Here is a 20,863-nt window from a genome sequence, read left to right on the forward strand (position 1 = left end):
GAGAGAACGCCATGAAGTTGCGTAAGATTTGGGTCGCCGCTGCGGCGACCGCGGCTGCCGCGACCCTCGCACTGTCCGGCTGTGCGGGCGGACCCGGCGAGGTCGACGAGAACACGCTCGAGCTCTGGCACAACTCGACGACGGGTGACGGCAAGGCGTTCTGGGAGGAGGCCGCCGCTGCGTTCGAAGAGGAATCCGGCGTTCGCATCGACATCACGTCGATTCAGAACGAGGACATGGACGGCAAGCTGCAGACGGCGGTGAACTCGGGCGATATGCCCGATCTGTTCATGGCGCGCGGCGGCGGCAAGCTCGCCGACATCGTCGATGCGGGCGCGGTCAAGGACCTGTCCGACCTGATCTCGGACGACACGAAGGCCGCATACGGCGACGCGCCCTTCAGCGCGTTCACGATCGAGGGCGCCGTGTACGGAGTGCCGGTCGCAGTGCTTCCCGAGGGAGTGTTCTACAGCCAGGACCTCTTCGCAGAAGCGGGAATCGAGGCGACTCCGACCACCTTCGAGGAGCTGGACGACGTCGTCGCCGAGCTCAAGGATGCCGGCACGGAACCGATCGCGCTCGGTGCGAAGGACGCGTGGCCGGCCGCGCACTGGTACTACTCGTTCGCGCTCCGCGCGTGCAGTCAGGAGACGATCGAGAACATCGCCGTCGATCTCGACTTCAGCGACAGCTGCTGGCTGCAGGCGGCGGAAGACCTGGAGGAGTTCGTGGCAACCGAGCCGTTCAACGAGGGGTTCCTCACCACCTCGGCTCAGCAGGGAGCCGGTTCGTCGGCCGGCCTGCTCGCGAACCACAAGGCGGCCATGGAGCTCATGGGCGGATGGAACGTCGGCGTCATCGGCGGCCTCACGCCGGACGGCGAGCCGCTGCCCGACCTCGGCTGGTTCCCCCTGCCGGCCACCAGCGGTGGCGAGGGCGACCCGACCGCGATGATGGGCGGCGTCGACGGGTACTCCTGCGCCGCGGACTCGCCGTCGTCCTGCGAGGAGTTCCTCAACTTCCTCGCCCAGAAGGACTGGCAGGAGAACTATGCCGTCGCGTTCAACGCCGTCCCCGCCTCGGGCGACGCGCAGTCCGCGGTGTCCGATCCTTCGCTGCTGCCGATGATGGAGGCGTACAACGAAGCGTCCTACATCGTGCTGTACCTCGACACACTGCTCGGGCAGAACGTCGGCAATGCGCTGAACACGGCCGTCGTCGAACTGCTCGCCGGTGATGGGACGCCGGAACTGCTGCTCGATACCGTCGAGCAGGCCGCGGCCCGCGGCTGAGGCAGTCATGACCTCTCCCGAGACGTACGCCGTGCGCACATCGGAGGGGCCCGCCGCAGGGGCCGGCACCGCGTCGGCCCCGACGGCGGTGCGACGGCCCCGCGCCGACTGGCGCAAGCGCGGCGAGATCGCTCTGCTCGCAGGCCCAGGAGTCGTCTTCTTCGTCTTCTTCGTCATCCTGCCGGTGCTGATGGCGGCCTTCTACGGCTTCTTCCGCTGGAAGGGGTTCGGCTTCCCCGACGACTTCGTCGGCTTCGAGAACTACGTGCTGATCCTGCAGGACGCCACGTTCCGCGAGGCCGTGTTCCACAACTTCTTCATCGTGGTCGCCTCGCTCATCCTGCAGGGACCGCTGGCGATCCTGTTCGCGCTGCTGATGAACCAGAAGATGCGCGGGCGCACACTCATCCGGGTGCTCATCTTCGTGCCGTATGTGATCAGCGAGGTCGTCGTCGGCACGGGCTGGAGCCTGATGATGCAGGACACCGGCGCAGTGAACTCGATGCTGGCAGGGCTCGGACTCGAGTGGATGCAGCAGTCGTGGCTGAGCGACCCGAGCGTCGCGATGGGCACGCTGATGCTCATCATCAGCTGGAAGTACATCGGCTTCGCCGTGATCCTGATGCTCGCAGGTCTTCAGTCGATCCCGTCTGAGCTGTACGAGGCCGCCGCGATCGACGGCGCCGGCTTCTGGCAGATGCAGCGGCGGATCACGCTTCCGCTGCTGGGCCCCACCATCCGGATCTGGGCGTTCCTGTCGATGATCGGTTCGCTGCAGCTGTTCGACCTGGTCAACATCATCTGGGGCCAGTACATCGCGGCCACGGCCGGCACGTCGACGATGGCGACGTACATGTACCAGAACGGCCACCTCGCGGGGAACTACGGCTTCGGGAACGCCGTCGCCGTGCTGCTGTTCCTCATCTCTCTCGTGATCGCCCTGGTCTACCAGCGCTTCGTGCTTCGGCGCGACACGGCCGGCGCGGTCACCGGGCCGAGCGGAAGGAAAGCGAAATGACCGCCACATCCGTCGCCATTCGCGCGGTGAGGCCCGACGGCACCCCGCACAGGCCGAAGCAGTCGTGGGGGAACCCATGGACCTACCTGCTCGCGACGATTCTGGTCGCGATCTGCATCGGTCCGGTGCTCTACATCATCATCGGCGGCTTCCGCTCGAATGCGCAGATCACTGAGGACCCATCGGGGTTCCCGTCGCCGTGGGTCTTCTCGAACTATGCCGGCGTGCTCGTCTCCGGCGAGTTCTGGGTCGCGATGGGCAACTCGACGATCTCAGCGGTCGGCACCACGGTGGGCGTCGTGCTCCTGGGCGTGATGGCGAGCTACGTCATCGCCCGGTACGACTTCTTCGGCAAGGGAGCGATGTACTCGCTCTTCGCCGCCGGTCTGATGTTCCCCATCACGGTCGCCATCACACCGCTGTACCTGCTCGTGCGCAGCCTCGGCCTGGTGAACAGTCTCGCCGGCGTCATCCTGCCGCAGATCGCGTTCGCGCTGCCGACCACGATCATCATCCTGGTGCCGTTCCTCAGGGCCATACCGAAAGAGCTCGAGGAGGCCGCATCGATCGACGGGGCCGGCAGGCTCGGCTTCTTCTGGCGCATGGTCGTGCCGCTGAGCCTCCCGGGCGTCGTGACCGTCGGCATCCTCGCCTTCGTCACCACATGGAACGGATACATGCTGCCGCTGTTCATCCTGAACGACGCCAGCCTGTTCACACTGCCGCTCGGCGTGCAGAACTTCGCCTCGCAGTACTCCGTCGACACGGCGCGCGTGCTGGCGTACACGTCGCTGTCGATGGTGCCGGCGCTGATCTTCTTCAGCCTGTTCGAGAAGCGGATCGTCGGCGGGCTGCAGGGAGCGGTGAAGGGATGACGCTCGCGCGGGACGAGACCAGACACAATGAGAGGATTCGGAACGTGACGACAGTGCAGGAGACCGAGGTGCAGGCGATGCCGGAGGCCTCGGAGCGTGTGCGGGGAATCCTCGCTTCGATGACCCTCGAGGAGAAGGCCGCGCAGATCGTCGGCTACTGGCTCGATCAGGGCGGCGAGGTCGTCGCACCGATGGCCGACGAGATGGCCACGAGCGATGAGAGCCGTTCCATCGCGGCGATCACCGAGCACGGCATCGGCCACTACACCAGGGTGTTCGGTACGCGGCCCGTCGAACCGGCCGCTCGCGCCGCATGGCTGCGCGAAGAGCAGCGGCGCCTCGTGCGCGAGACCAGACTCGGCATCCCAGCGCTCGTGCACGAGGAGTGTCTGACGGGCCTTGCCGCGTGGAAGGCTGCGACCTTCCCCACACCGCTGGCATGGGGCGCGTCGTTCGATCCGGATCTCGTCGAGGAGATGGCCTCGGCGATCGGCGACTCCATGCGCGAGCTCGGGGTGCATCAGGGGCTCGCGCCCGTGCTCGACGTGATCCGCGACCCGCGGTGGGGGCGCGTCGACGAGTGCATCGCCGAGGATCCGTATGTCGTCGGCACGATCGGCACCGCGTTCGTGCGCGGTATGCAGTCGGCCGGCGTGCACGCGACGCTCAAACACTTCCTCGGCTATTCGGGTTCCGCGTCCGGTCGCAATCACGCGCCGGTGCACGCCGGGCCCCGCGAGGTCGCCGACGTGTTCGTGCCGCCGTTCGAGATGGCGATCCGTGACGGCGGAGCCAAGAGCGTGATGAACAGCTACGCCGAGATCGACGGTGTGCCGGTGGCGTCCCAGCCGGAGATCCTCACGACGCTGCTGCGCGACCGGCTCGGTTTCGACGGCGTCGTCGTCGCCGACTACTTCGCGGTGGCCTTCCTCGAGGTGATGCACGCCGTTGCGGCCGACCGCGGCGAGGCGGCGCAGCTGGCGCTCGAGGCGGGGATCGATGTGGAGCTGCCGTCGGGCGACGCCTACCTCGAGCCGCTCGTCGCCCGCGTCGCGTCGGGCGAGCTCGACGAGCACTACGTCGACAGGGCCGTGCTGCGCGTGCTGAGTCAGAAGGAGGAGCTCGGTCTGCTCGAACCGGACGCGTTCGACGCCGATGCGCCGACCGAGATCGATCTCGACACGCCCCGCCATCGCGACATCGCGCGTCGGCTGGCGAGCGAATCGGTCGTGATGCTCTCGAACGACGGCGCGCTGCCGCTGGCCGGCTCGGTCGAGCGCATCGCGCTGATCGGGCCGAACGCCGACCGGACGGAGGCGCTGCAGGGATGCTATTCGTTCGCCAACCACGTGCTCGCGCATCATCCGGGCTATGAGATCGGCTTCGAGATCCCCACAGTCGCCGAGGCGCTCGCAGCCGCGGCACCGGAAGCAGAGTTCGAGGTCGTGGCCGGATGCGACGTCGAGGGGGACGACCGGTCGGGCATCGACGAGGCGACGCGCGCCGCGGAGGGCGCGGACGTCGCCGTGGTCGTGGTCGGGGATCAGGCGGGCCTGTTCGGCCGCGGCTCGGTCGGGGAGGGCAACGACGTGGAGTCGCTCGACCTGCCGGGTGTGCAGCGAGAGCTGGTCGAGCGCGTCACGGCGACGGGAACCCCCGTGATCCTGGTGATGCTCACCGGCAGGCCGTATGCGATCGAGTGGGCGCTCGACGGACCGGGCATGAAGCCGGCGGCCGTGCTGCAGGCGTTCTTCCCCGGCGAGGAGGGCGGCACCGCGATCGCTGACATCCTCGTGGGGCGGGCCGCGCCATCCGGCCGTCTGCCCGTGAGCCTGCCCCGTTCAGCAGGGGCCCAGCCGTACTCGTACCTGCGCCCCGTGCTGGGCGGGCCGAGCGACGTCACCTCGACGGACCCGACGCCGGTGCGTCCCTTCGGCTTCGGCTTGGGATACGCGTCGTTCGCGTACTCCGAGCTCGTCGTCGACGGCGAGGTCGCCTCCGGAGGCGTGTTCACCGCCTCGGTGACGGTTGAGAACACATCGGGCGTCGACGGGGTCGAAGTCGTGCAGCTCTACGGCCGCGACGTCGTCGGGTCCGTCACACGGCCCGTGGCGCAGCTGCTCGGCTACACGCGCATCGCCGTTGCGGCCGGAGCAGCGCGCCGCGTCACGTTCGAGGTGCCGACGCAGCGGCTGGCGTTCTCCGATCGGCGCATGGTGCGCATCGTGGAGCCTGGTGAGGTCGAGGTGTGGATCGGCTCGCACGCCGAGGCGGCCCCCGCGGGCGTCGACGCCGATGAGGCGACCGGCGGTGTCATCCGGAACGAGCGGGCGAGGCGAGCGCGGAGCCTGCCAGGCACGGCTACGCCGCGTGCGCATCTGTCGATCACAGGAGGGGTGCACGAGGTGAGCGCGGACGACGCGCGCCTCGTCTCCGTCCGCGTGTCGTGAAGGCGGGCGCCGCTCCCGGCTCCGGCTCCCGCGCCCCGGTAGGGTGGGGCGAACGGCTGGGCGTGAGGAGCGGCATGACGGGGCGCGGATCGAACGTCGAAGGCGTGCGTCGTGCGAACCTCGGTGCGATCCTTCGCCTGGTGCATCATGAGGGTTCGATCTCCCGAGCGGCGCTCACCCAGCGCACGGGGCTGAACCGGTCGACGGTGGGGGATCTCGTGGCGACGCTCGCCGACGGCGGCCTCGTCGAGGAGCGCGACCCCGACCCCACCCGTCGCGTCGGGCGGCCGTCGCCGACCGTGGTGCCCTCGGGCGGTGTCATCGGCATCGCCGTCAATCCGGAGGTCGACGCGCTCGAAGTCGGCGCCGTCGCGCTCGGCGGGACGGTGCGACTGCGGGTGCGTCAGGAGGTCGACCACGTGCTGTCGCCGGATGAGACGGTCTCTCGCGTTGCCGCCGTGGTCGAGGAGTGGCAGAAGGGCGCGCTGCGTGAGGCGCGGATTCTCAGCGTCGGCGTCGCCGTCCCCGGCCTCGTGCGAGCGTCCGACGGCATCGTGCGGAACGCACCGCACCTCGGCTGGCGGGACGTCGATCTCACCGGCGCGGTGCAACGGGAAACGGGCCTCGTCACCGACGTGGGCAACGACGCCTCGCTCGGCGCCGTCGCCGAATGGCTCTTCGGTGCGGCTCGCGATCACTCCGACGTGGTCTATCTCAACGGCGGTGCAAGCGGTATCGGCGGCGGCGTGATCCTGCGCGGAGCGAGCATCGGCGGGTCGGACGGCTACGCGGGGGAGTGGGGGCAGAACCAGCCCAGCCTCGGCGTCGACAGCGATCGACGCGTGCCGGGGGGCGTGCTGGAGGACGAGGTGAACCGCGGCCGTCTCCTCGCCGCGGTCGGCCTGCCGGGCGGAGACGACGACGCGCTGTCGGGCGCGCTCGCCGCGGCGAGCGACGAGGTCGCGGCGGAGGTCGATCGTCAGCGCCGGATCCTGCAGTCGACTCTCGCCAATGCGGCGAACGTGCTCAATCCGTCGATGATCGTGCTGGGCGGTTTTCTGGCCGACCTGCGCGGCACTGACGCCGAGGCATTCGACGGGGGCGTGCGCGCACAGATGCTCGACGCTCCGGCAGAGCAGCTCACCGTGAGCGCGGCCGCCCTCGGCCGCGATCGGCTGCTCATCGGAGCGGCCGAGCGTGTGTTCGAGCGGCTGGTGGCCGACCCGCTGGGCTGAGCCCGCCCGGATGTCACGTCATCGAGTGACTAGATGCCCCACTCCACGGGCCCGCGCGAATCCGTCGCGAGCAGCCCGGCGATCCATCCGTCGACGCCTTCGCCGCTGTTCGTCTGGAACGCCCGGCGGCGCACGCCCTCCAGCGAGAAGCCCAGCTTCTGTGCCACGCTCGCCGATGCGATGTTGCCCACGGCGGCGTGCCACTCGATGCGCTTCAGCCGCATCGGCCCGAACGCGAAATCGAGCACGGCGTGCGCCGCTTCGGTCACGTATCCGTTGCCGCGTCCTGATACGGCGACCCAGTAGCCGAGCTCGGCTGCGGTTCCGGTGAGATGGTGCAGCCCGACCATGCCGATCAGGCCGTCCGGCTCGTGGCGCGGGCGAATCGCCCACACGCACTCCGACCCCGACGACCACCAATCTGCGACGTTTGCCACGTAGGACTCGGCGTCCTCGCGGGTATAGGGCGACGGCACCGTGGTGTAGCGCTGGATCAGCGGGTCCTGGCACTCCCTGCAGATCGCGTCGACGTCGGATGTGACCGGGGTCGTGAGCAGCAGGCGGGGCGTCGTGAGGACGACCGGCTCACCCACGGCGGAGCAGACCGATCCGGTCGTACACATCGGCGAGGGTCGCGTCGGCGACGGCGTCGGCCTTGGCAGCGTTCACCGCGAGCACCCGGTCGAGTTCGGCCGGGTCGTCGAGCAGCTCGAGGGCGCGGGCGCGCACGGGCTCGAATTCGGCGACGACCGCGTCACGGACCGCCTTCTTGAAGTCGCCGTAGCCGCGGCCGGCGAACTCGTCCTCGATCTCGGCCGTGGCCTTGTCGGCGACGGCGCCGTAGATCGTCATCAGGTTCGCCACACCGGGCTTCTCGTCGCGGTCATAGCGCACCGTGCCGTCGCTGTCGGTGACGGCACGCATGATCTTCTTGGCCGTGATGCTGACATCGTCGAGCAGCCACAGGACACCGGCGTGCGAGTCCGCGGATTTCGACATCTTCGACGTCGGGTTCTGCAGGTCGTAGATGCGCGCCGAGCCCTGCGGGATGACCGGCTCCGGCACCACGAACGCCTCGCCGAAGCGCGCGTTGAAGCGTTCGGCGAGGTCGCGGGTGAGCTCGACGTGCTGCTTCTGGTCGTCACCGACCGGCACGACGTTCGTCTGGTAGAGCAGGATGTCCGCCGCCATCAGCACCGGGTAGGTGAACAGGCCGACGCTCGTGGCGCTCTCACCGTAGCGCTGCGACTTGTCCTTGAACTGCGTCATCCGGCCGGCCTCCCCGAAGCCGGTGATGGTCGACAGGATCCAAGCCAGCTCGGCGTGCGCACGTACGTGCGACTGCACGTACAGGGTGGAGCGCGAAGGCTCGATGCCCGCCGCGATGTACTGGGCGGCGGTGCGGCGAGTCTTCTCCCGCAGCTCCGTCGGGTCCTGCGGCACGGTGATCGCATGCAGGTCGACGACGGAGAAGAAGGCGTCGTACTCCTCCTGCATCTTGCGCCACTGCATGAGCGCCCCGATGTAGTTGCCGGCCTGGAGGGAATCGGCCGACGGTTGCATTCCGGAGTAGAGACGCTGCGTAGTCACCTGACAATCCTATTGCGGCGATGGCATGCTCGAGTCATGTAACCCGCCCGGTGCGGCGGGCGAGCCGACCTGGTCGTGCGGGTCGTCGCGGCACGGTCCACGGTGCAGCGCGCGGACGCGGAGCGCCGAGCGTACCCCTTTCGCGCCGAGTGGGCCCTTTTGGGGGCACATGCAAGGGGGTCGCTCGAGCGGAACGGGTGCTCTCGCGGGTCGGGCTTCACCTCACCGCGTACTCCGCGACCACGGGGGCGTGGTCGCTCCAACGGGCCTCGTAGGACGGATAGCGGTCTACGCGGTAGCCGCTGGCCCGCTCTGCCAGCGCGGGGGTGACCATGTGGTAGTCGATGCGCCATCCGGTGTCGTTCTCGAAGGCCTGGCCGCGGTTCGACCACCACGTGTACGGGCCCTCGACCTCGCCAGCCGAAAGGCGGCCGAGGTCGATCCAGCCCAGCCCGACGGCGCCTTCGGAGAACGAGCGGGTGTCGCTCAGGGGCGCGTTCGAGCCGCGACCGATCGGCTCCTGTCCGGTGACAGGCTCACCGTGAGGTGCGAAGAAGCGATCGAAGTACGCGCGTTCGCGCGCGAGATAGCCCGACTTCTTGACGTTGCCCTTCCAGTTCTTGATGTCGAGGGGCGTATGCCCGACGTTCAGATCACCGGTGACGACCGCGAGGGCACCACCGGCGCTCAGCACTGGCAGGCGCGCTTCCATGGCGTCGAGGAAGGCCCACTTCGGGTCCTGCTTCGCGGGGGTCTCCGCCTCACCGGAGAACACGTACGCGCTCACCACTGTGAGCGTCTCGCTTCCGATCCGGAAGTCGGCCTCGAGCCACCGCCCGTGCGAGTCGACGGTGTCGTCGCCGAGCCCGATGCGCGTGTCGGCGATCTCCTCGCGGGCGGCCACGGCGACACCCGCGCGCCCCTTCTGCAGGGCCTCGTCGTTGACGATGTTCCAGCCGGGCAGCGCTGCCTCGAGGTGCTGCAGCTCGCCGCGGACCTCCTGGATGGTCAGGATGTCGGGGGCGGCTTCTTCGAGCCATGCGCCCATGCCGTTGCGGGTCGCGGCCCTGATGCCGTTGACATTGACGGATGCGATGCTGAGGGAGCGAGAAGTCATTCCCCCAGCCTAATTCGGGGTTCCGACATCGCCCGCCAGGCGAGAATGAGGGGGCCAGGCAAGGCCTGACCCCCTCATCGCAGAAGCACGCTGGCTCAGCGGCCGCCCTTGATGACGGCCTGCTTCACCTCGGCGATCGCCTTGGTGATCTCGATGCCGCGCGGGCACGCCTCGGTGCAGTTGAAGGTCGTGCGGCAGCGCCACACGCCCTCCTTGTCGTTGAGGATGTCGAGACGCACGTCGGCGGCGTCGTCGCGCGAGTCGAAGATGAAGCGGTGCGCGTTCACGATCGCGGCCGGACCGAAGTACTGTCCGTCGGTCCAGAACACGGGGCACGACGAGGTGCACGCTGCGCACAGGATGCACTTCGTCGTGTCGTCGAAGCGCTCGCGTTCGGCGATCGTCTGGGGTCGCTCCTTGCCCTTCTCCGGCGCGGAGCGCGCCTGCAGGAACGGCTGCACGTCGCGGAACGCCTCGAAGAACGGGTCCATGTCGACGATCAGGTCCTTCTCGAGCGGAAGACCCTTGATCGCCTCGACGTACACGGGCTTCGAGATGTCGAGATCCTTGATCAGCGTCTTGCAGGCGAGGCGGTTGCGGCCGTTGATGCGCATCGCATCGGAACCGCAGATGCCGTGCGCACACGAGCGGCGGAACGCGAGCGAGCCGTCCTGGTGCCACTTGACGCGGTGCAGGGCGTCGAGCACGCGGTCGGTGGGGTACATCTCGACGTCGTAGTCGACCCACTTCGGCTCCTCATCGACCTCCGGGTTGTACCGGCGGAGCATGAAGGTGACCAGATAGGACTGAACGGCCTGCTCCTCGGCGGGGGCGGCGTCTGCGACGGCAGTCGACATCAGTACTTCCTCTCCAGCGGCGGGTAGCGCAGCTCGCCGTTCTCGTCCTTCACGAACACGACCGGCTTCCAGTCGAGCTTGATGTGGTCATCCGGGTCGGGCGAGTGGGGGTCGCCCGTGAGGTAGGCCATCGTGTGCTTCATGTAGTTCTCATCGTCGCGCGTCGAGTAGTCCTCGCGCATGTGCCCGCCGCGGCTCTCCTTGCGGTTGCGCGCGGCGTAGGCGACGATCTCGGCGAGGTCGAGCAGGAAGCCCAGCTCGACGGCCTCGAGCAGGTCGGTGTTGTACCGCTTGCCCTTGTCGTCGACGTAGACGTTCTGGTAGCGCTCGCGCAGCTCGTGGATCGTGCCCATCACATTGGTGAGCGTCTCCTCGGTGCGGAACACCTGCGCGTTCTTGTCCATCTCGTTCTGGAGAGTGGTCCGGATGTCCGCGATGCGCTCGGTGCCCTGACGGTTCCGGATCTCGTCGAGCATGTCCCTGACGCCCGCTGCCGGGTCATCCGGGAGCGGCACGAAGTCGGCGTCCTTGGCATATGCCACGGCGTTCTGCCCCGAGCGCTTGCCGAACACGTTGATGTCGAGCAGGGAGTTGGTGCCGAGACGGTTGGAACCGTGCACCGACACGCAGGCGCACTCTCCGGCCGCGTACAGGCCGGGCACGATGTTGTCGTTGTCGGCGAGCACCTCGCCGGCGTTGTTCGTCGGGATGCCGCCCATCGCGTAGTGCGCGGTCGGCATCACGGGAACCGGCTCGACGACCGGGTCGACGCCCAGATACGTGCGGGCGAACTCGGTGATGTCCGGCAGCTTCGTCTCGAGCACCTCCGCGCCGAGGTGGGTGCAGTCGAGGTAGACGTAGTCCTTGTCAGGCCCGGCGCCGCGACCTTCGAGGACTTCCTTGACCATCGAGCGGGCGACGATGTCGCGCGGCGCGAGGTCCTTGATGGTCGGGGCGTAGCGCTCCATGAAGCGTTCGCCCGACGCATTGCGCAGGATCGCTCCCTCGCCTCTGGCGCCCTCGGTGAGCAGGATGCCGAGTCCGGCCAGCCCCGTCGGGTGGAACTGGAAGAACTCGATGTCCTCCAGCGGCAGGCCCTTGCGCCAGACGATGCCGACGCCGTCGCCCGTGAGAGTGTGCGCGTTCGAGGTGGTCTTGAACATCTTGCCGAAGCCGCCGGTCGCGAACACGACCGACTTCCCCTGGAACACGTGCAGGTCGCCGGTGGCGAGCTCGTAGGCCACGATGCCGGCCACGCGAGTGGTGCCGTCTTCCTGCTTCACGGTGAGCAGGTCGAGCGCGTAGAACTCGTTGTAGAACTCGATGCCGAGCTTGACGCAGTTCTGGAACAGCGTCTGCAGGATCATGTGTCCGGTGCGGTCGGCCGCGTAGCAGGCGCGGCGCACGGCCGACTTGCCGTGCTCCCGCGTGTGTCCGCCGAAGCGGCGCTGGTCGATCTTGCCGTCAGGGGTGCGGTTGAACGGCAGCCCCATGTTCTCGAGGTCGATGACCGCGTCGATGGCCTCCTTGGCGAGGATCTCCGCCGCGTCCTGGTCGACGATGTAGTCGCCGCCCTTGACGGTGTCGAAGGTGTGCCACTCCCACGAGTCCTCTTCCACGTTCGCCAGCGCAGCGGCCATGCCGCCCTGTGCGGCGCCGGTGTGCGAGCGGGTCGGGTAGAGCTTCGTCACCACGGCGGTCTTCGCGTGCGGGCCGGCCTCGATGGCCGCGCGCATGCCTGCGCCGCCCGCGCCGACGATGACGACGTCGTGCTGGTGGTAGTAGACGCCGTCCTTGTACTCGGCGTCTGGGTACTTGGTAGTCACGTGTTTGCAGCCCCTACAGTCTCGTTGGTCACGCCGCCTGGCAGGCATCCCACAGGACGCTGTCCTGGGTGACGCCGAGGCATGCGTCGAAGGTGAACACGACGAGCGTGCCGAGGATGATCAGCAGGCCGGCCGCGATCCAGATGGCGGCGACCAGCGCGGTGCGCAGCGACTTGCGCTGCACGTAGTCGTTCACGATCGTGCGCATTCCGTTGGCGCCGTGGATGAACGCCAGCCACAGCATCAGCACGTCCCAGATCTGCCAGAACGGCGAGGCGAGCTTGCCCGCGACGAAGGCGAAGTTGATGGCGTGCACGCCGCCTTCGGGGATGATCAGGTTCGAGATCAGGTGGCCGAAGATCAGGATGATGAGGAGCACGCCGGAGACGCGCATGTACAGCCAGCCCCATTTCTCCCAGTTCGAGCCCTTGTTGCGCGCGGAGCGCGGAGCGGCGATGGTGTCGGCAGTCATCAGTGGCCCCCTCCGAACACGTTCATGAGATGGCGCGGTGTGAACCCGGCCATCACGATGCCCCAGACTGCGATGACGACCCAGAACATCACGCGGTGGTAGCGCGCACCCTTCGACCAGAAGTCGATCAGGATGATGCGGAGACCGTTGAAGGCGTGGAACGCGATGGCCCCGACGAGGGCCACCTCACCCAGTCCCATGATCTCGGTCTGATACGTGCCGATGACGGCGTCGTAGGCCTCGGGGGAGACCCGGATGAGCGCTGTGTCGAGGACGTGCACCAGAAGGAAGAAGAAGATGGCGACGCCGGTGATGCGATGCAGCACCCACGACCACATTCCTTCGCTGCCGCGGTAGAGCGTTCCCCGCGGCGTCTTCGAGGTGGTGTCCGACACGGACAGCGTCTGTCGTGTGAAAGTGGACACGAGACTGCCTCCTAGTCGATGCAAGCGTGTCGACGCGCACACAGACCGCCACGTCGATGCCACCAATCCTATTCCCGCCGCCGACATTCAGCGACAAAGGCGTGCCTAACTGTCTTGATGTCGAGAGAAATTCGCTGGGTCTCGCTGCGGGAAGCCGCGGTTCCGGAGTCGCGCAGGCCGCGCCGATAGTCTGAGGCCATGACATCCGGAATGGACGACTTCTTCGCCGTCATCCCCGCCGGCGGTGTGGGGTCGCGCCTCTGGCCGCTGTCGCGCGCCGACGCGCCGAAGTTCCTGCACGACCTCACCGGCTCGGGCGCCTCGCTGCTGCGCGGTACGTGGGACAGACTGCTGCCGCTGACCGGAGCGGACCGGATCGCCGTGATCACCGGTGTCGCTCACGGCGACGCGGTTGCCAGGGACCTTCCGGACATCCGGTCGGAGAATGTGTTCCACGAACAGGATCCGCGCGAGTCAGCCGTCGCGATCTGCCTCGTCGCCGCCGTGCTGCACAAGCGGAATCCGGATGTCGTCGTCGGATCGTTCGCCGCCGATCACGTGATCACGAGGCAGCGCGCGTTCGAATTCGCCGTGCAGCAGGCGGTCGCTGTCGCGCGCGAGGGCTACATCTGCACGATCGGCATTCAGCCGACGGAGCCGTCCGTGGGCTTCGGATACATCAAGACGGGTGCGGAGCTCGTGATCGATGGCGCGCCGACGGCGGCGATCGTGGAGCGGTTCGTCGAGAAACCCGATCTCGACACGGCGAGGCGCTACTTCGCCGACCGATCGTTCCTGTGGAACGCCGGCATGTTCATCTCGCGCGCCGACGTGCTGCTCGCCGAGCTCGAGACCCATCAGCCGGAGCTGCACGCCCAGATCCAGGAGATCGCTCAGGCGTGGGACGACCCCGGCCGGCGCGACGAGGTCGTCGCGCGCGTGTGGCCGGAGCTGAAGAAGATCGCGATCGACTACGCCGTCGCCGAGCCGGCGGCCGAGAGCGGCAGGCTCGCCGTGGTCCCCGGTCAGTTCGACTGGGACGACGTGGGGGACTTCGCCAGCCTGTGGAACCTCGTCTCGAGCGGCAGCAGGCAGGAGATGACGATCCTCGCCCGCGAGGACCACGTGCTCGAATCGGAGTCCACGGGCTTCGTCGTCTCGCAGACCGACCGCGTGATCGCGGTCGTCGGCCTCGACGAGGTGATCGTCGTCGACACCGACGACGCCCTGCTCGTGACCAACAGTGCGCACGCCCAACTCGTGAAGAACGTGGTGGGGACCCTCCACCAGCAGGGCCGCGACGCCGTCCTCTAGCCCCGGCGCGCCGCTGGCACGCACATCACGGCGTCCGCCTCGCTCGACGTGCGAAGCACGCCTTCACGTGGCGTCCTTGCGCTGCACGCACCATCGACGCGCCGAGTGGCGCGCCGCTGGCCGGAGGATGTCGGAGGGGCGCGGGATACTAGACGCATGGACATCGACTGGGGCGCGCTGCGGGTGAAGGCTGCTGAGGCGAGCGGGCGGGCGTATGCACCGTACTCCGGGTATCCGGTGGGGGCGGCTGCGCTCGTCGACGACGGGCGCGTCGTATCCGGATGCAACGTCGAGAACGCGTCGTACGGTGTCGGGCTGTGCGCTGAGTGCGGGCTCGTGTCGAACCTCACGATGACCGGTGGCGGCAGGCTCGTCGCCTTCACGTGCGTGAACGGCGCGGGCGACGTGATCATGCCGTGCGGGCGATGCCGCCAGCTGCTGTTCGAACATTCCGCTGAAGGCATGCTTCTCGAGACCGTGTCGGGCATCCGCACGATCGACGAGGTGCTGCCGGACGCCTTCGGCCCCCGAGATCTCGAGATGACGAGCCCATGAGCGCGGCGGCCGCATCCGGACCGACGAAAGCGAGAAAGAGATGACAGAGGCATTCGACGCGGTCGACGTGATCCGACGCAAGCGCGACGGCGGCGCCGTTCCCGAGTCCGAGCTGCGCTGGCTCGTCGACGCATTCACTCGCGGGTATGTCTCCGACGCGCAGATGTCGGCGTTCGCGATGGCGACGCTGCTGAACGGAATGGCACGCGACGAGATCCGAGTGCTCACCGATGCGATGATCGCCTCCGGCGAGCGGATGGACTTCGCGGGCCTCGGCAAGCCGACCGTCGACAAGCACTCGACGGGCGGCGTCGGCGACAAGATCACGCTGCCGCTCGCGCCCCTGGTGGCCTCGTTCGGCGTCGCCGTGCCGCAGCTCTCTGGGCGGGGCCTCGGGCACACGGGCGGAACGCTCGACAAGCTGGAGTCGATTCCCGGATGGCGCGCGAGCCTGACGAACGAAGAGCTGCGCGACCAGCTGCGAGGAGTCGGGGCCGTTGTGTGCGCGGCAGGCGGCGACCTGGCGCCCGCCGACAAGCGCCTGTATGCACTGCGCGACGTGACGGGCACCGTCGAGGCGATCCCGCTGATCGCGTCGAGCATCATGTCGAAGAAGATCGCGGAGGGCACGGACGCGCTCGTGCTCGATGTGAAGTTCGGCTCCGGCGCGTTCATGCGCGACGAGACCCGTGCCCGAGAGCTTGCCGAGACGATGGTCGCGCTCGGCACGGACTCCGGCGCGCGCACGACGGCGCTGCTGACCGACATGAACACTCCGCTGGGGCATGCGATCGGCAACGCCAACGAGGTGCGCGAGTCGGTCGAAGTGCTCGAAGGAGGCGGCCCGAGCGACGTCGTCGAGCTGACCGTCGCGTTGGCGCAGGAGATGCTGCAGGCTGCGGGGGTGCATGACGCCGACCCTGCTGAGGCGCTGCGCTCCGGCAGAGCGATGGACTCCTGGCGTCGGATGATCGAGGCGCAGGACGGCGACCCGGACGGGGCGCTGCCTCAGGCGCGAGAATCCGAGACCGTGACGGCACCACGCGACGGATACGTCACGCGGATGGACGCCTTCGACTTCGGCATCGGGGCCTGGCGCCTCGGCGCCGGTCGAGCGCGCGCGGACGACGAGGTGGTGCACGCCGCTGGCATCGACCTGCATGCCAAGCCCGGCGACGCGGTGCGGGCGGGAGAACCGCTGTTCACCCTGGGCGCCGACGACGCCGCGCGTTTCGACCGCGCACTCGACGCGTTGGGCGACGCGTGGGAGATTGGTGATCAGCCGCCGGTCCGCCAGCCGATCGTGCGGGAACGCATCACGTCCTGACCAGCCCGCCCCATTCGGAACACTCACACCAGGGAGAACACTCATGCCGCGCCCCAACAACAGCAGGGCCCAGCGCCACGAGGCGACGATCGAGGGCGTGCCGGTGCGGAGCCTGCCTAAGATCGCCCTGCACGAGCACCTCGACGGCGGGCTGCGACCCGATACGGTGCTGGAGCTCGCGCGCGAGGCGGGCGTCGAGGTTCCGGTGAGCGATGCAAGAGGACTGGGGGATTGGTTCGCCGAACAGGCGGCAGGCGGGTCGCTCGACGCGTACCTCGAGACGTTCGCGCTGACGGGCGCGGTGCTGCAGACCTCGGACGCGCTCACCAGAGCAGCGCGAGAGTTCGTCGAGGACCTCGCCAACGACGGGGTGATCTACGCGGAGGTGCGGTGGGCGCCGGAACAGCACACGTCTGACGGCCTGTCCATGGCTGAGGCCGTCGATGCCGTGCAGGAGGGCATCGAACAGGGCGAGGATGACGCGGAGGCCATGGGGCACTCCATCCGGGTGGGTCAGATCCTGAGTGCGATGCGCCAGGCGGAGAACTCGCTCGAGGTCGCGGAACTGGCGCTCGACTACCGTGACGACGGCGTGGTCGGCTTCGACCTCGCCGGCCCCGAGTCGGGTCATCCGGCATCGGAGCACCGCGACGCGCTCGACCTGCTCGCGACGGAGTTCTTCCCCGTCACGCTGCACGCCGGGGAGGCCGCGGGAACGGATTCCATCCGCAGCGCATTGCTCGACGGGCGCGCGCTCCGGCTCGGGCACGGTGTGCGCATCGCCGAAGATCTCGACGTGATCAGCGAAGAGGGCGAAGATGTGCGCGTGCGCCTCGGTGACCTCGCCGCATGGGTCAGGGACCGAGAGATCACGCTCGAGGTGGCGCCGAGCTCGAACCTCGGCACCGGCGCGATCGCGCGGTGGGGGAGCCAGCTCGAGGATCACCCGTTCGACCTGCTCTACCAACTCGGCTTCGCAGTGACCGTGAACACCGACAACCGCCTGATGAGCCGCACGACGCTCACACGCGAGCTGTCGATGCTGGCCGATACGTTCGAGTACCGCCTCGCCGACCTCGAGCGGTTCCAGCTCAACGCCGCGGCTGCTGCCTTCCTGCCCGTCGAACAGCGTGAGGAGCTCATCGACCTCATCAGCGAGGGCTTCGAGCGCTGACCGTACGGGCGGCCGCTGTGCCGCACGCTTTTCGCCGAGATGCCTGGCCCCGGATGTCGCCGGGGCGCGGCGCGAGTGCGACGTCCGACCCAGGGAGCGCGTGCACACGGCAGCCGGGGCCCGTGTGCACGCGCCTCCCTAAGCCTGGTGTCGTGCCACCAGACTCCGGATGGGCGGATGCAGTGGGTGCGCGGCTTCGAGGCCGGTGACCTCTGCCGTGAACCGGTCGGCGTCGAGCGTGTGCAGCTTCTCGTGCATCTCGACTGCCTGCTCGTCTTCCGGAGCGTCGAAGGACAGGGCGGCGTCTATGGCCGACAGCAGGCCGTCGACGCTCAGCCCGCGCTCGGCGGCCTCAGCGGCAGGCCCGACGAAGCGCTCGTGCCGCGACAGCTTGCGCAGCGGCTGCCTGCCGACGCGGGCGACCGTGTCGGGCAGAGCCGGATTGCGGAACCGGCGCAGGATCGTCGACCGGTACTCAGCGAGCTCCTCCGCGGCGAAGCCGTGCTTCGCCGCGAGCACAGCGCTCGTCTCGGTGATCGCCGCTGAGACTCGCTCGGCGACCTGCGCATCGGCCAGCGCATCGGCGATCCGTTCGATCCCTGCCCTCGCGCCGTGGTACGCCGCCGCGGCATGCCCCGTGTTCACGGTGAACAGCTTCCGCTCGATATAGGGCGTGAGGTCCTCGACGAAATGCGCGCCGGGGATCGACGGCAATGAGTCGCCGAACGGCCCGCGCTCGATCGCCCACTCGAAGAACGGCTCGACTGTGACGTCGATGCCCCCTTCCTCGGGCTGCCCCGGCACGATCCGGTCGACGGCGGTGTTCGCGAACACCGCCCGATCCGCGAGCGTCGTCCATTCGTCGCCCGCCAGCTCCTCGATGTGCGCACGCAGCTGATCGGTGGCGCCGATCGCGTTCTCGCACGCCATCACCTGCACGGGCGGATCGTCGTCGCGACGCAGCCTGAGGCCCGCGAGGATGTGCGGCGCGATGAAGCGCAGAACCATCGGTCCGACGGCGCACGTGACGACGTCGGCGGCAGCGACCTGGGCGGCCACGCCATCCGGATCTTCCGCGCTGTTGATCGCGCGGAAGCCGGTCACGACGACGTCGCGCCCGCCCTCGCCGACCTCGTGCACCGTATAGTCATCCGCGGCATTGATGGCGTCGACGAGGCCGCCGGCGACATCCGAGAACACGATCTCGTATCCGCCCTCGGCGAGCAGCATGCCGACGAATCCGCGTCCGATGTTGCCCGCACCGAAGTGAACCGCTCTCATGATGGCCTCCCTCAGCCGATCTCGTCAGCGAGCATGTCGTACAGCTCCTGCTCGGACGAGGCCGCGTTCAGCTTCGCGACGGTGTCGTCGTCGCCGAACTGCTGGGCGACGCCGGCGAGGATCTCCAGGTGCGCGCCGCCCTTGCCGGCGATCCCGATCACGAAGGTGGCGGTGTCGCCGTCACCCCAGTCGACGCCGCCGTCGTACCGAATCACCGCAAGCGCTGAGCCGAGCACCGCATCCTTCGCGGCGTCCGTGCCGTGTGGGATCGCCAGGCCGTTGCCCATGAACGTCGACACGGTCAGTTCGCGATCCTTCATCGCCTGCAGGTAGTCGGCGGTCACGGCGCCGGCTGATTCCAGGATGCCAGCGGCCTCGGCGAGAGCCTCGTCGCGGCTCACGCCGCCGGAGTGGATCCGCACGTACTCCCGCTTGAGCACGGGCTCGCTCGAGCCGCTCGCTTCGCCTGCCGCCTCATCCGTCGCGTCGCCCGCGGCAGGCGCATCCGGGGTGTCATCCGAGCCGCCCTCACGCTGAGCGCGGACCATCTCCACGACCTCGTCGTACTCGGGGGCGTTCAGGAATCCGTCGACCGAGACGTGCACGGCATCCGGTTCGGTGTGCTTCGCGCGATCGGTGAGCTGGGCCTGTGTGACGACCAGATCGGCTGTGCCGTCCAGCGCGGCGATCGCCTTGTTCGTCACAGAGATGTCTGCGAGCCCTGCGTCCTTGAACTTCTTGCGCAGAACGCTTGCGCCCATGGCGGACGACCCCATGCCCGCATCGCACGCGAACACGACGCGCTCGATCGTCTTGGTTGCCGCATCGCTGTCCGCAAGCAGACCCGAGAGGGCGGCAGAGTCCTTGCCCTTGTTGGCCTGGGTCTGCTTCACGGCGGCCGAGAACCGGTCGCCCGCGGCGAGATCGCGCTTGCGGCTGGCGCGCAGGAGGACCATCGAGATCAGGAACGTCACGGTGGCCGAGACGAAGACGGCGAGCAGGATGCCGAGCAGGTCGGCCCCGGGCGACTGCGCGATCACGGCGAGGATCGAGCCCGGTGCTGCCGGGGCACGCAGCCCGGTGCCGAAGATCGTGTTCACCGCGACGCCTGACATGCCGCCGGCGATCACGGCGATCAGCAGCGACGGCTTCATCAGCACGTACGGGAAGTAGACCTCGTGGATGCCGCCGAAGAAGTGGATGATCGCTGCTCCCGGAGCGGAACCGCGCGCGGCTCCGACGCCGAAGAAGGTGAACGCCAGCAGCAGGCCGAGGCCGACGCCGGGGTTCGCCTCCAGGAGGAACAGCACCGACTTGCCTGCTTGCTCTGACTCGCTGATGCCGAGTGGGGTGAGCACGCCGTGATTGATGGCGTTGTTCAGGAAGAAGACCTTGGCGGGCTCGATCAGGATGCTCGTCAGCGGCAGCAGGCCGTTCGTGACGAGGAACTCCACGGCGGACGAGAGGATGCCGGTGAGCCAGTTCACGGCCGGGGCGAGCACGTAGAACGAGAAGATCGCGGCGAGGAAGCCGAAGATGCCCGCCGAGAACATGTTCACGAGCATCTCGAAGCCGGCCTTGACCTTGCCGTCCCACAGGCCGTCGAGCCACTTCATCAGCCATGCGGCCAGCGGCCCCATGATCATGGCGCCGAGGAACATGTGGATCTCGCCGAGCGGATCCTCGCCCGAGGGAAGGGAGGCGTTGATGTTCGCCACGATGAAGTCGCTGCCGACGATGGCGCCGATCGTCGCGATCGTGGCGACCACACCGCCGCGCTTGTCGTAGATCGCGTGCCCGCCCGTGTAGGCGATCAGCATCGGCAGCAGGTAGTGGATCATCGGGCCGACGATCAGGGCGAGCGCGGCGTTGGGCGCCCATCCGCGCTCGATGAAGAAGGCGGTGAACAGGCCCCACGCCACCAGCGCGGGGATGTTGGGCATGACCATGCCCGACATGAACGAACCGATCTTCTGCACCCCGACGCGGAAGCCGCCTGGGGCCTTCGCGGTGCTTGTCTGAGAGGACATGGCTGTGTCTGCTTTCGTCTTCGAG

Annotated in this window: 18 protein-coding genes; 9 read left to right on the plus strand and 9 right to left on the minus strand. The window is 68.3% G+C overall.

The features are described 5' to 3' along the window. Positions 1-11: 11 nt before the first annotated feature. The 5 genes from DZG09_RS06970 to DZG09_RS06990 all read left to right on the plus strand — a co-directional run bounded on the left by DZG09_RS06970 (position 12) and on the right by DZG09_RS06990 (position 6,870). On the plus strand, positions 12-1,292 hold the full coding sequence (locus DZG09_RS06970; RefSeq protein ID WP_119696891.1) for an extracellular solute-binding protein: 1,281 nt from the start codon (positions 12-14) through the stop codon (positions 1,290-1,292). 7 nt (positions 1,293-1,299) lie between these two features. Beyond that, complete coding sequence (locus DZG09_RS06975) at positions 1,300-2,310, plus strand: carbohydrate ABC transporter permease (RefSeq protein ID WP_119696892.1); 1,011 nt, start codon at positions 1,300-1,302, stop codon at positions 2,308-2,310. Beyond that, positions 2,307-3,185 carry a carbohydrate ABC transporter permease gene (locus DZG09_RS06980; protein WP_119696893.1) on the plus strand — a complete coding sequence of 293 codons (879 nt, stop codon included), beginning with the start codon at positions 2,307-2,309 and terminating at the stop codon, positions 3,183-3,185. The genes DZG09_RS06975 and DZG09_RS06980 overlap by 4 nt, the downstream gene beginning before the upstream one ends. 77 nt (positions 3,186-3,262) lie before the next feature. Continuing rightward, positions 3,263-5,635, plus strand: a complete 2,373-nt coding sequence (locus DZG09_RS06985; RefSeq protein WP_240423860.1) for a beta-xylosidase/alpha-l-arabinosidase — start codon at positions 3,263-3,265, stop codon at positions 5,633-5,635. A 74-nt stretch (positions 5,636-5,709) separates the two neighbouring features. After that, a complete protein-coding gene (locus DZG09_RS06990; protein WP_119696895.1) occupies positions 5,710-6,870 on the plus strand; it encodes an ROK family transcriptional regulator in 1,161 nt (386 codons plus the stop codon). A gap of 29 nt (positions 6,871-6,899) precedes the next feature. Here the strand turns inward: DZG09_RS06990 and DZG09_RS06995 are convergent, their stop codons facing one another. The 7 genes from DZG09_RS06995 to sdhC all read right to left on the minus strand — a co-directional run bounded on the left by DZG09_RS06995 (position 6,900) and on the right by sdhC (position 13,157). Continuing rightward, positions 6,900-7,463: a GNAT family N-acetyltransferase gene (locus tag DZG09_RS06995; protein ID WP_240423751.1), complete on the minus strand. Its 564-nt coding sequence runs from the start codon at positions 7,461-7,463 to the stop codon at positions 6,900-6,902. After that, the gene (gene trpS / locus DZG09_RS07000; protein WP_119696897.1) at positions 7,456-8,460 is read right to left on the minus strand and encodes a tryptophan--tRNA ligase; all 1,005 of its coding nucleotides are present in this window, start codon (positions 8,458-8,460) and stop codon (positions 7,456-7,458) included. Before trpS ends, DZG09_RS06995 begins: the two co-directional genes overlap by 8 nt. A 217-nt stretch (positions 8,461-8,677) precedes the next feature. Next, a complete protein-coding gene (locus DZG09_RS07005; RefSeq protein WP_119696898.1) occupies positions 8,678-9,577 on the minus strand; it encodes an exodeoxyribonuclease III in 900 nt (299 codons plus the stop codon). A 95-nt stretch (positions 9,578-9,672) separates the two neighbouring features. After that, positions 9,673-10,434, minus strand: coding sequence for a succinate dehydrogenase iron-sulfur subunit (locus tag DZG09_RS07010; protein WP_119696899.1), 762 nt, complete (start codon positions 10,432-10,434; stop codon positions 9,673-9,675). Further along, positions 10,434-12,260 (minus strand): succinate dehydrogenase flavoprotein subunit, encoded by a 1,827-nt coding sequence (gene sdhA, locus DZG09_RS07015; protein WP_119696900.1) that lies wholly within the window; start codon positions 12,258-12,260, stop codon positions 10,434-10,436. Before sdhA ends, DZG09_RS07010 begins: the two co-directional genes overlap by 1 nt. Positions 12,261-12,288: 28 nt before the next feature. After that, positions 12,289-12,732: a succinate dehydrogenase, hydrophobic membrane anchor protein gene (sdhD, locus tag DZG09_RS07020; protein ID WP_119696901.1), complete on the minus strand. Its 444-nt coding sequence runs from the start codon at positions 12,730-12,732 to the stop codon at positions 12,289-12,291. Next, positions 12,732-13,157, minus strand: coding sequence for a succinate dehydrogenase, cytochrome b556 subunit (gene sdhC / locus DZG09_RS07025; protein ID WP_276116118.1), 426 nt, complete (start codon positions 13,155-13,157; stop codon positions 12,732-12,734). Before sdhC ends, sdhD begins: the two co-directional genes overlap by 1 nt. A gap of 198 nt (positions 13,158-13,355) precedes the next feature. Here sdhC and DZG09_RS07030 point away from each other — a divergent pair, with 198 nt between their 5' ends. From DZG09_RS07030 to DZG09_RS07045, 4 genes are all read left to right on the plus strand, one after another. Beyond that, positions 13,356-14,471 (plus strand): mannose-1-phosphate guanylyltransferase, encoded by a 1,116-nt coding sequence (locus DZG09_RS07030; protein ID WP_119696903.1) that lies wholly within the window; start codon positions 13,356-13,358, stop codon positions 14,469-14,471. A 156-nt stretch (positions 14,472-14,627) separates the two neighbouring features. Beyond that, complete coding sequence (locus tag DZG09_RS07035; protein ID WP_119696904.1) at positions 14,628-15,026, plus strand: cytidine deaminase; 399 nt, start codon at positions 14,628-14,630, stop codon at positions 15,024-15,026. Between the two features lie 40 nt (positions 15,027-15,066). Then, the gene (locus DZG09_RS07040; protein ID WP_119696905.1) at positions 15,067-16,353 is read left to right on the plus strand and encodes a thymidine phosphorylase; all 1,287 of its coding nucleotides are present in this window, start codon (positions 15,067-15,069) and stop codon (positions 16,351-16,353) included. A 43-nt stretch (positions 16,354-16,396) separates the two neighbouring features. Further along, a complete protein-coding gene (locus tag DZG09_RS07045; protein ID WP_119696906.1) occupies positions 16,397-17,527 on the plus strand; it encodes an adenosine deaminase in 1,131 nt (376 codons plus the stop codon). A gap of 138 nt (positions 17,528-17,665) precedes the next feature. On the opposite strand, the gene DZG09_RS07050 is transcribed toward DZG09_RS07045, so the two are convergent. Beyond that, complete coding sequence (locus tag DZG09_RS07050; RefSeq protein WP_119696907.1) at positions 17,666-18,808, minus strand: mannitol-1-phosphate 5-dehydrogenase; 1,143 nt, start codon at positions 18,806-18,808, stop codon at positions 17,666-17,668. 11 nt (positions 18,809-18,819) lie between these two features. After that, a complete protein-coding gene (locus DZG09_RS07055; protein WP_119696908.1) occupies positions 18,820-20,838 on the minus strand; it encodes a PTS mannitol transporter subunit IICBA in 2,019 nt (672 codons plus the stop codon). Positions 20,839-20,863: the final 25 nt, after the last annotated feature.

Source organism: Microbacterium halotolerans, from assembly GCF_003569805.1.
Classification (GTDB): domain Bacteria; phylum Actinomycetota; class Actinomycetes; order Actinomycetales; family Microbacteriaceae; genus Microbacterium; species Microbacterium halotolerans.

Coding starts and splice junctions, on each gene's coding strand:
- DZG09_RS06970 (WP_119696891.1), top strand. CDS start 12: ATGAAGTTGCGTAAGATTTGGGTCGCCGCTGCGGCGACCGCGGCTGCC.
- DZG09_RS06975 (WP_119696892.1), top strand. CDS start 1,300: ATGACCTCTCCCGAGACGTACGCCGTGCGCACATCGGAGGGGCCCGCC.
- DZG09_RS06980 (WP_119696893.1), top strand. CDS start 2,307: ATGACCGCCACATCCGTCGCCATTCGCGCGGTGAGGCCCGACGGCACC.
- DZG09_RS06985 (WP_240423860.1), top strand. CDS start 3,263: ATGCCGGAGGCCTCGGAGCGTGTGCGGGGAATCCTCGCTTCGATGACC.
- DZG09_RS06990 (WP_119696895.1), top strand. CDS start 5,710: ATGACGGGGCGCGGATCGAACGTCGAAGGCGTGCGTCGTGCGAACCTC.
- DZG09_RS07005 (WP_119696898.1), bottom strand. CDS start 9,577: ATGACTTCTCGCTCCCTCAGCATCGCATCCGTCAATGTCAACGGCATC.
- DZG09_RS07010 (WP_119696899.1), bottom strand. CDS start 10,434: ATGTCGACTGCCGTCGCAGACGCCGCCCCCGCCGAGGAGCAGGCCGTT.
- sdhD (WP_119696901.1), bottom strand. CDS start 12,732: ATGACTGCCGACACCATCGCCGCTCCGCGCTCCGCGCGCAACAAGGGC.
- DZG09_RS07030 (WP_119696903.1), top strand. CDS start 13,356: ATGACATCCGGAATGGACGACTTCTTCGCCGTCATCCCCGCCGGCGGT.
- DZG09_RS07035 (WP_119696904.1), top strand. CDS start 14,628: ATGGACATCGACTGGGGCGCGCTGCGGGTGAAGGCTGCTGAGGCGAGC.
- DZG09_RS07040 (WP_119696905.1), top strand. CDS start 15,067: ATGACAGAGGCATTCGACGCGGTCGACGTGATCCGACGCAAGCGCGAC.
- DZG09_RS07045 (WP_119696906.1), top strand. CDS start 16,397: ATGCCGCGCCCCAACAACAGCAGGGCCCAGCGCCACGAGGCGACGATC.
- DZG09_RS07050 (WP_119696907.1), bottom strand. CDS start 18,808: ATGAGAGCGGTTCACTTCGGTGCGGGCAACATCGGACGCGGATTCGTC.
- DZG09_RS07055 (WP_119696908.1), bottom strand. CDS start 20,838: ATGTCCTCTCAGACAAGCACCGCGAAGGCCCCAGGCGGCTTCCGCGTC.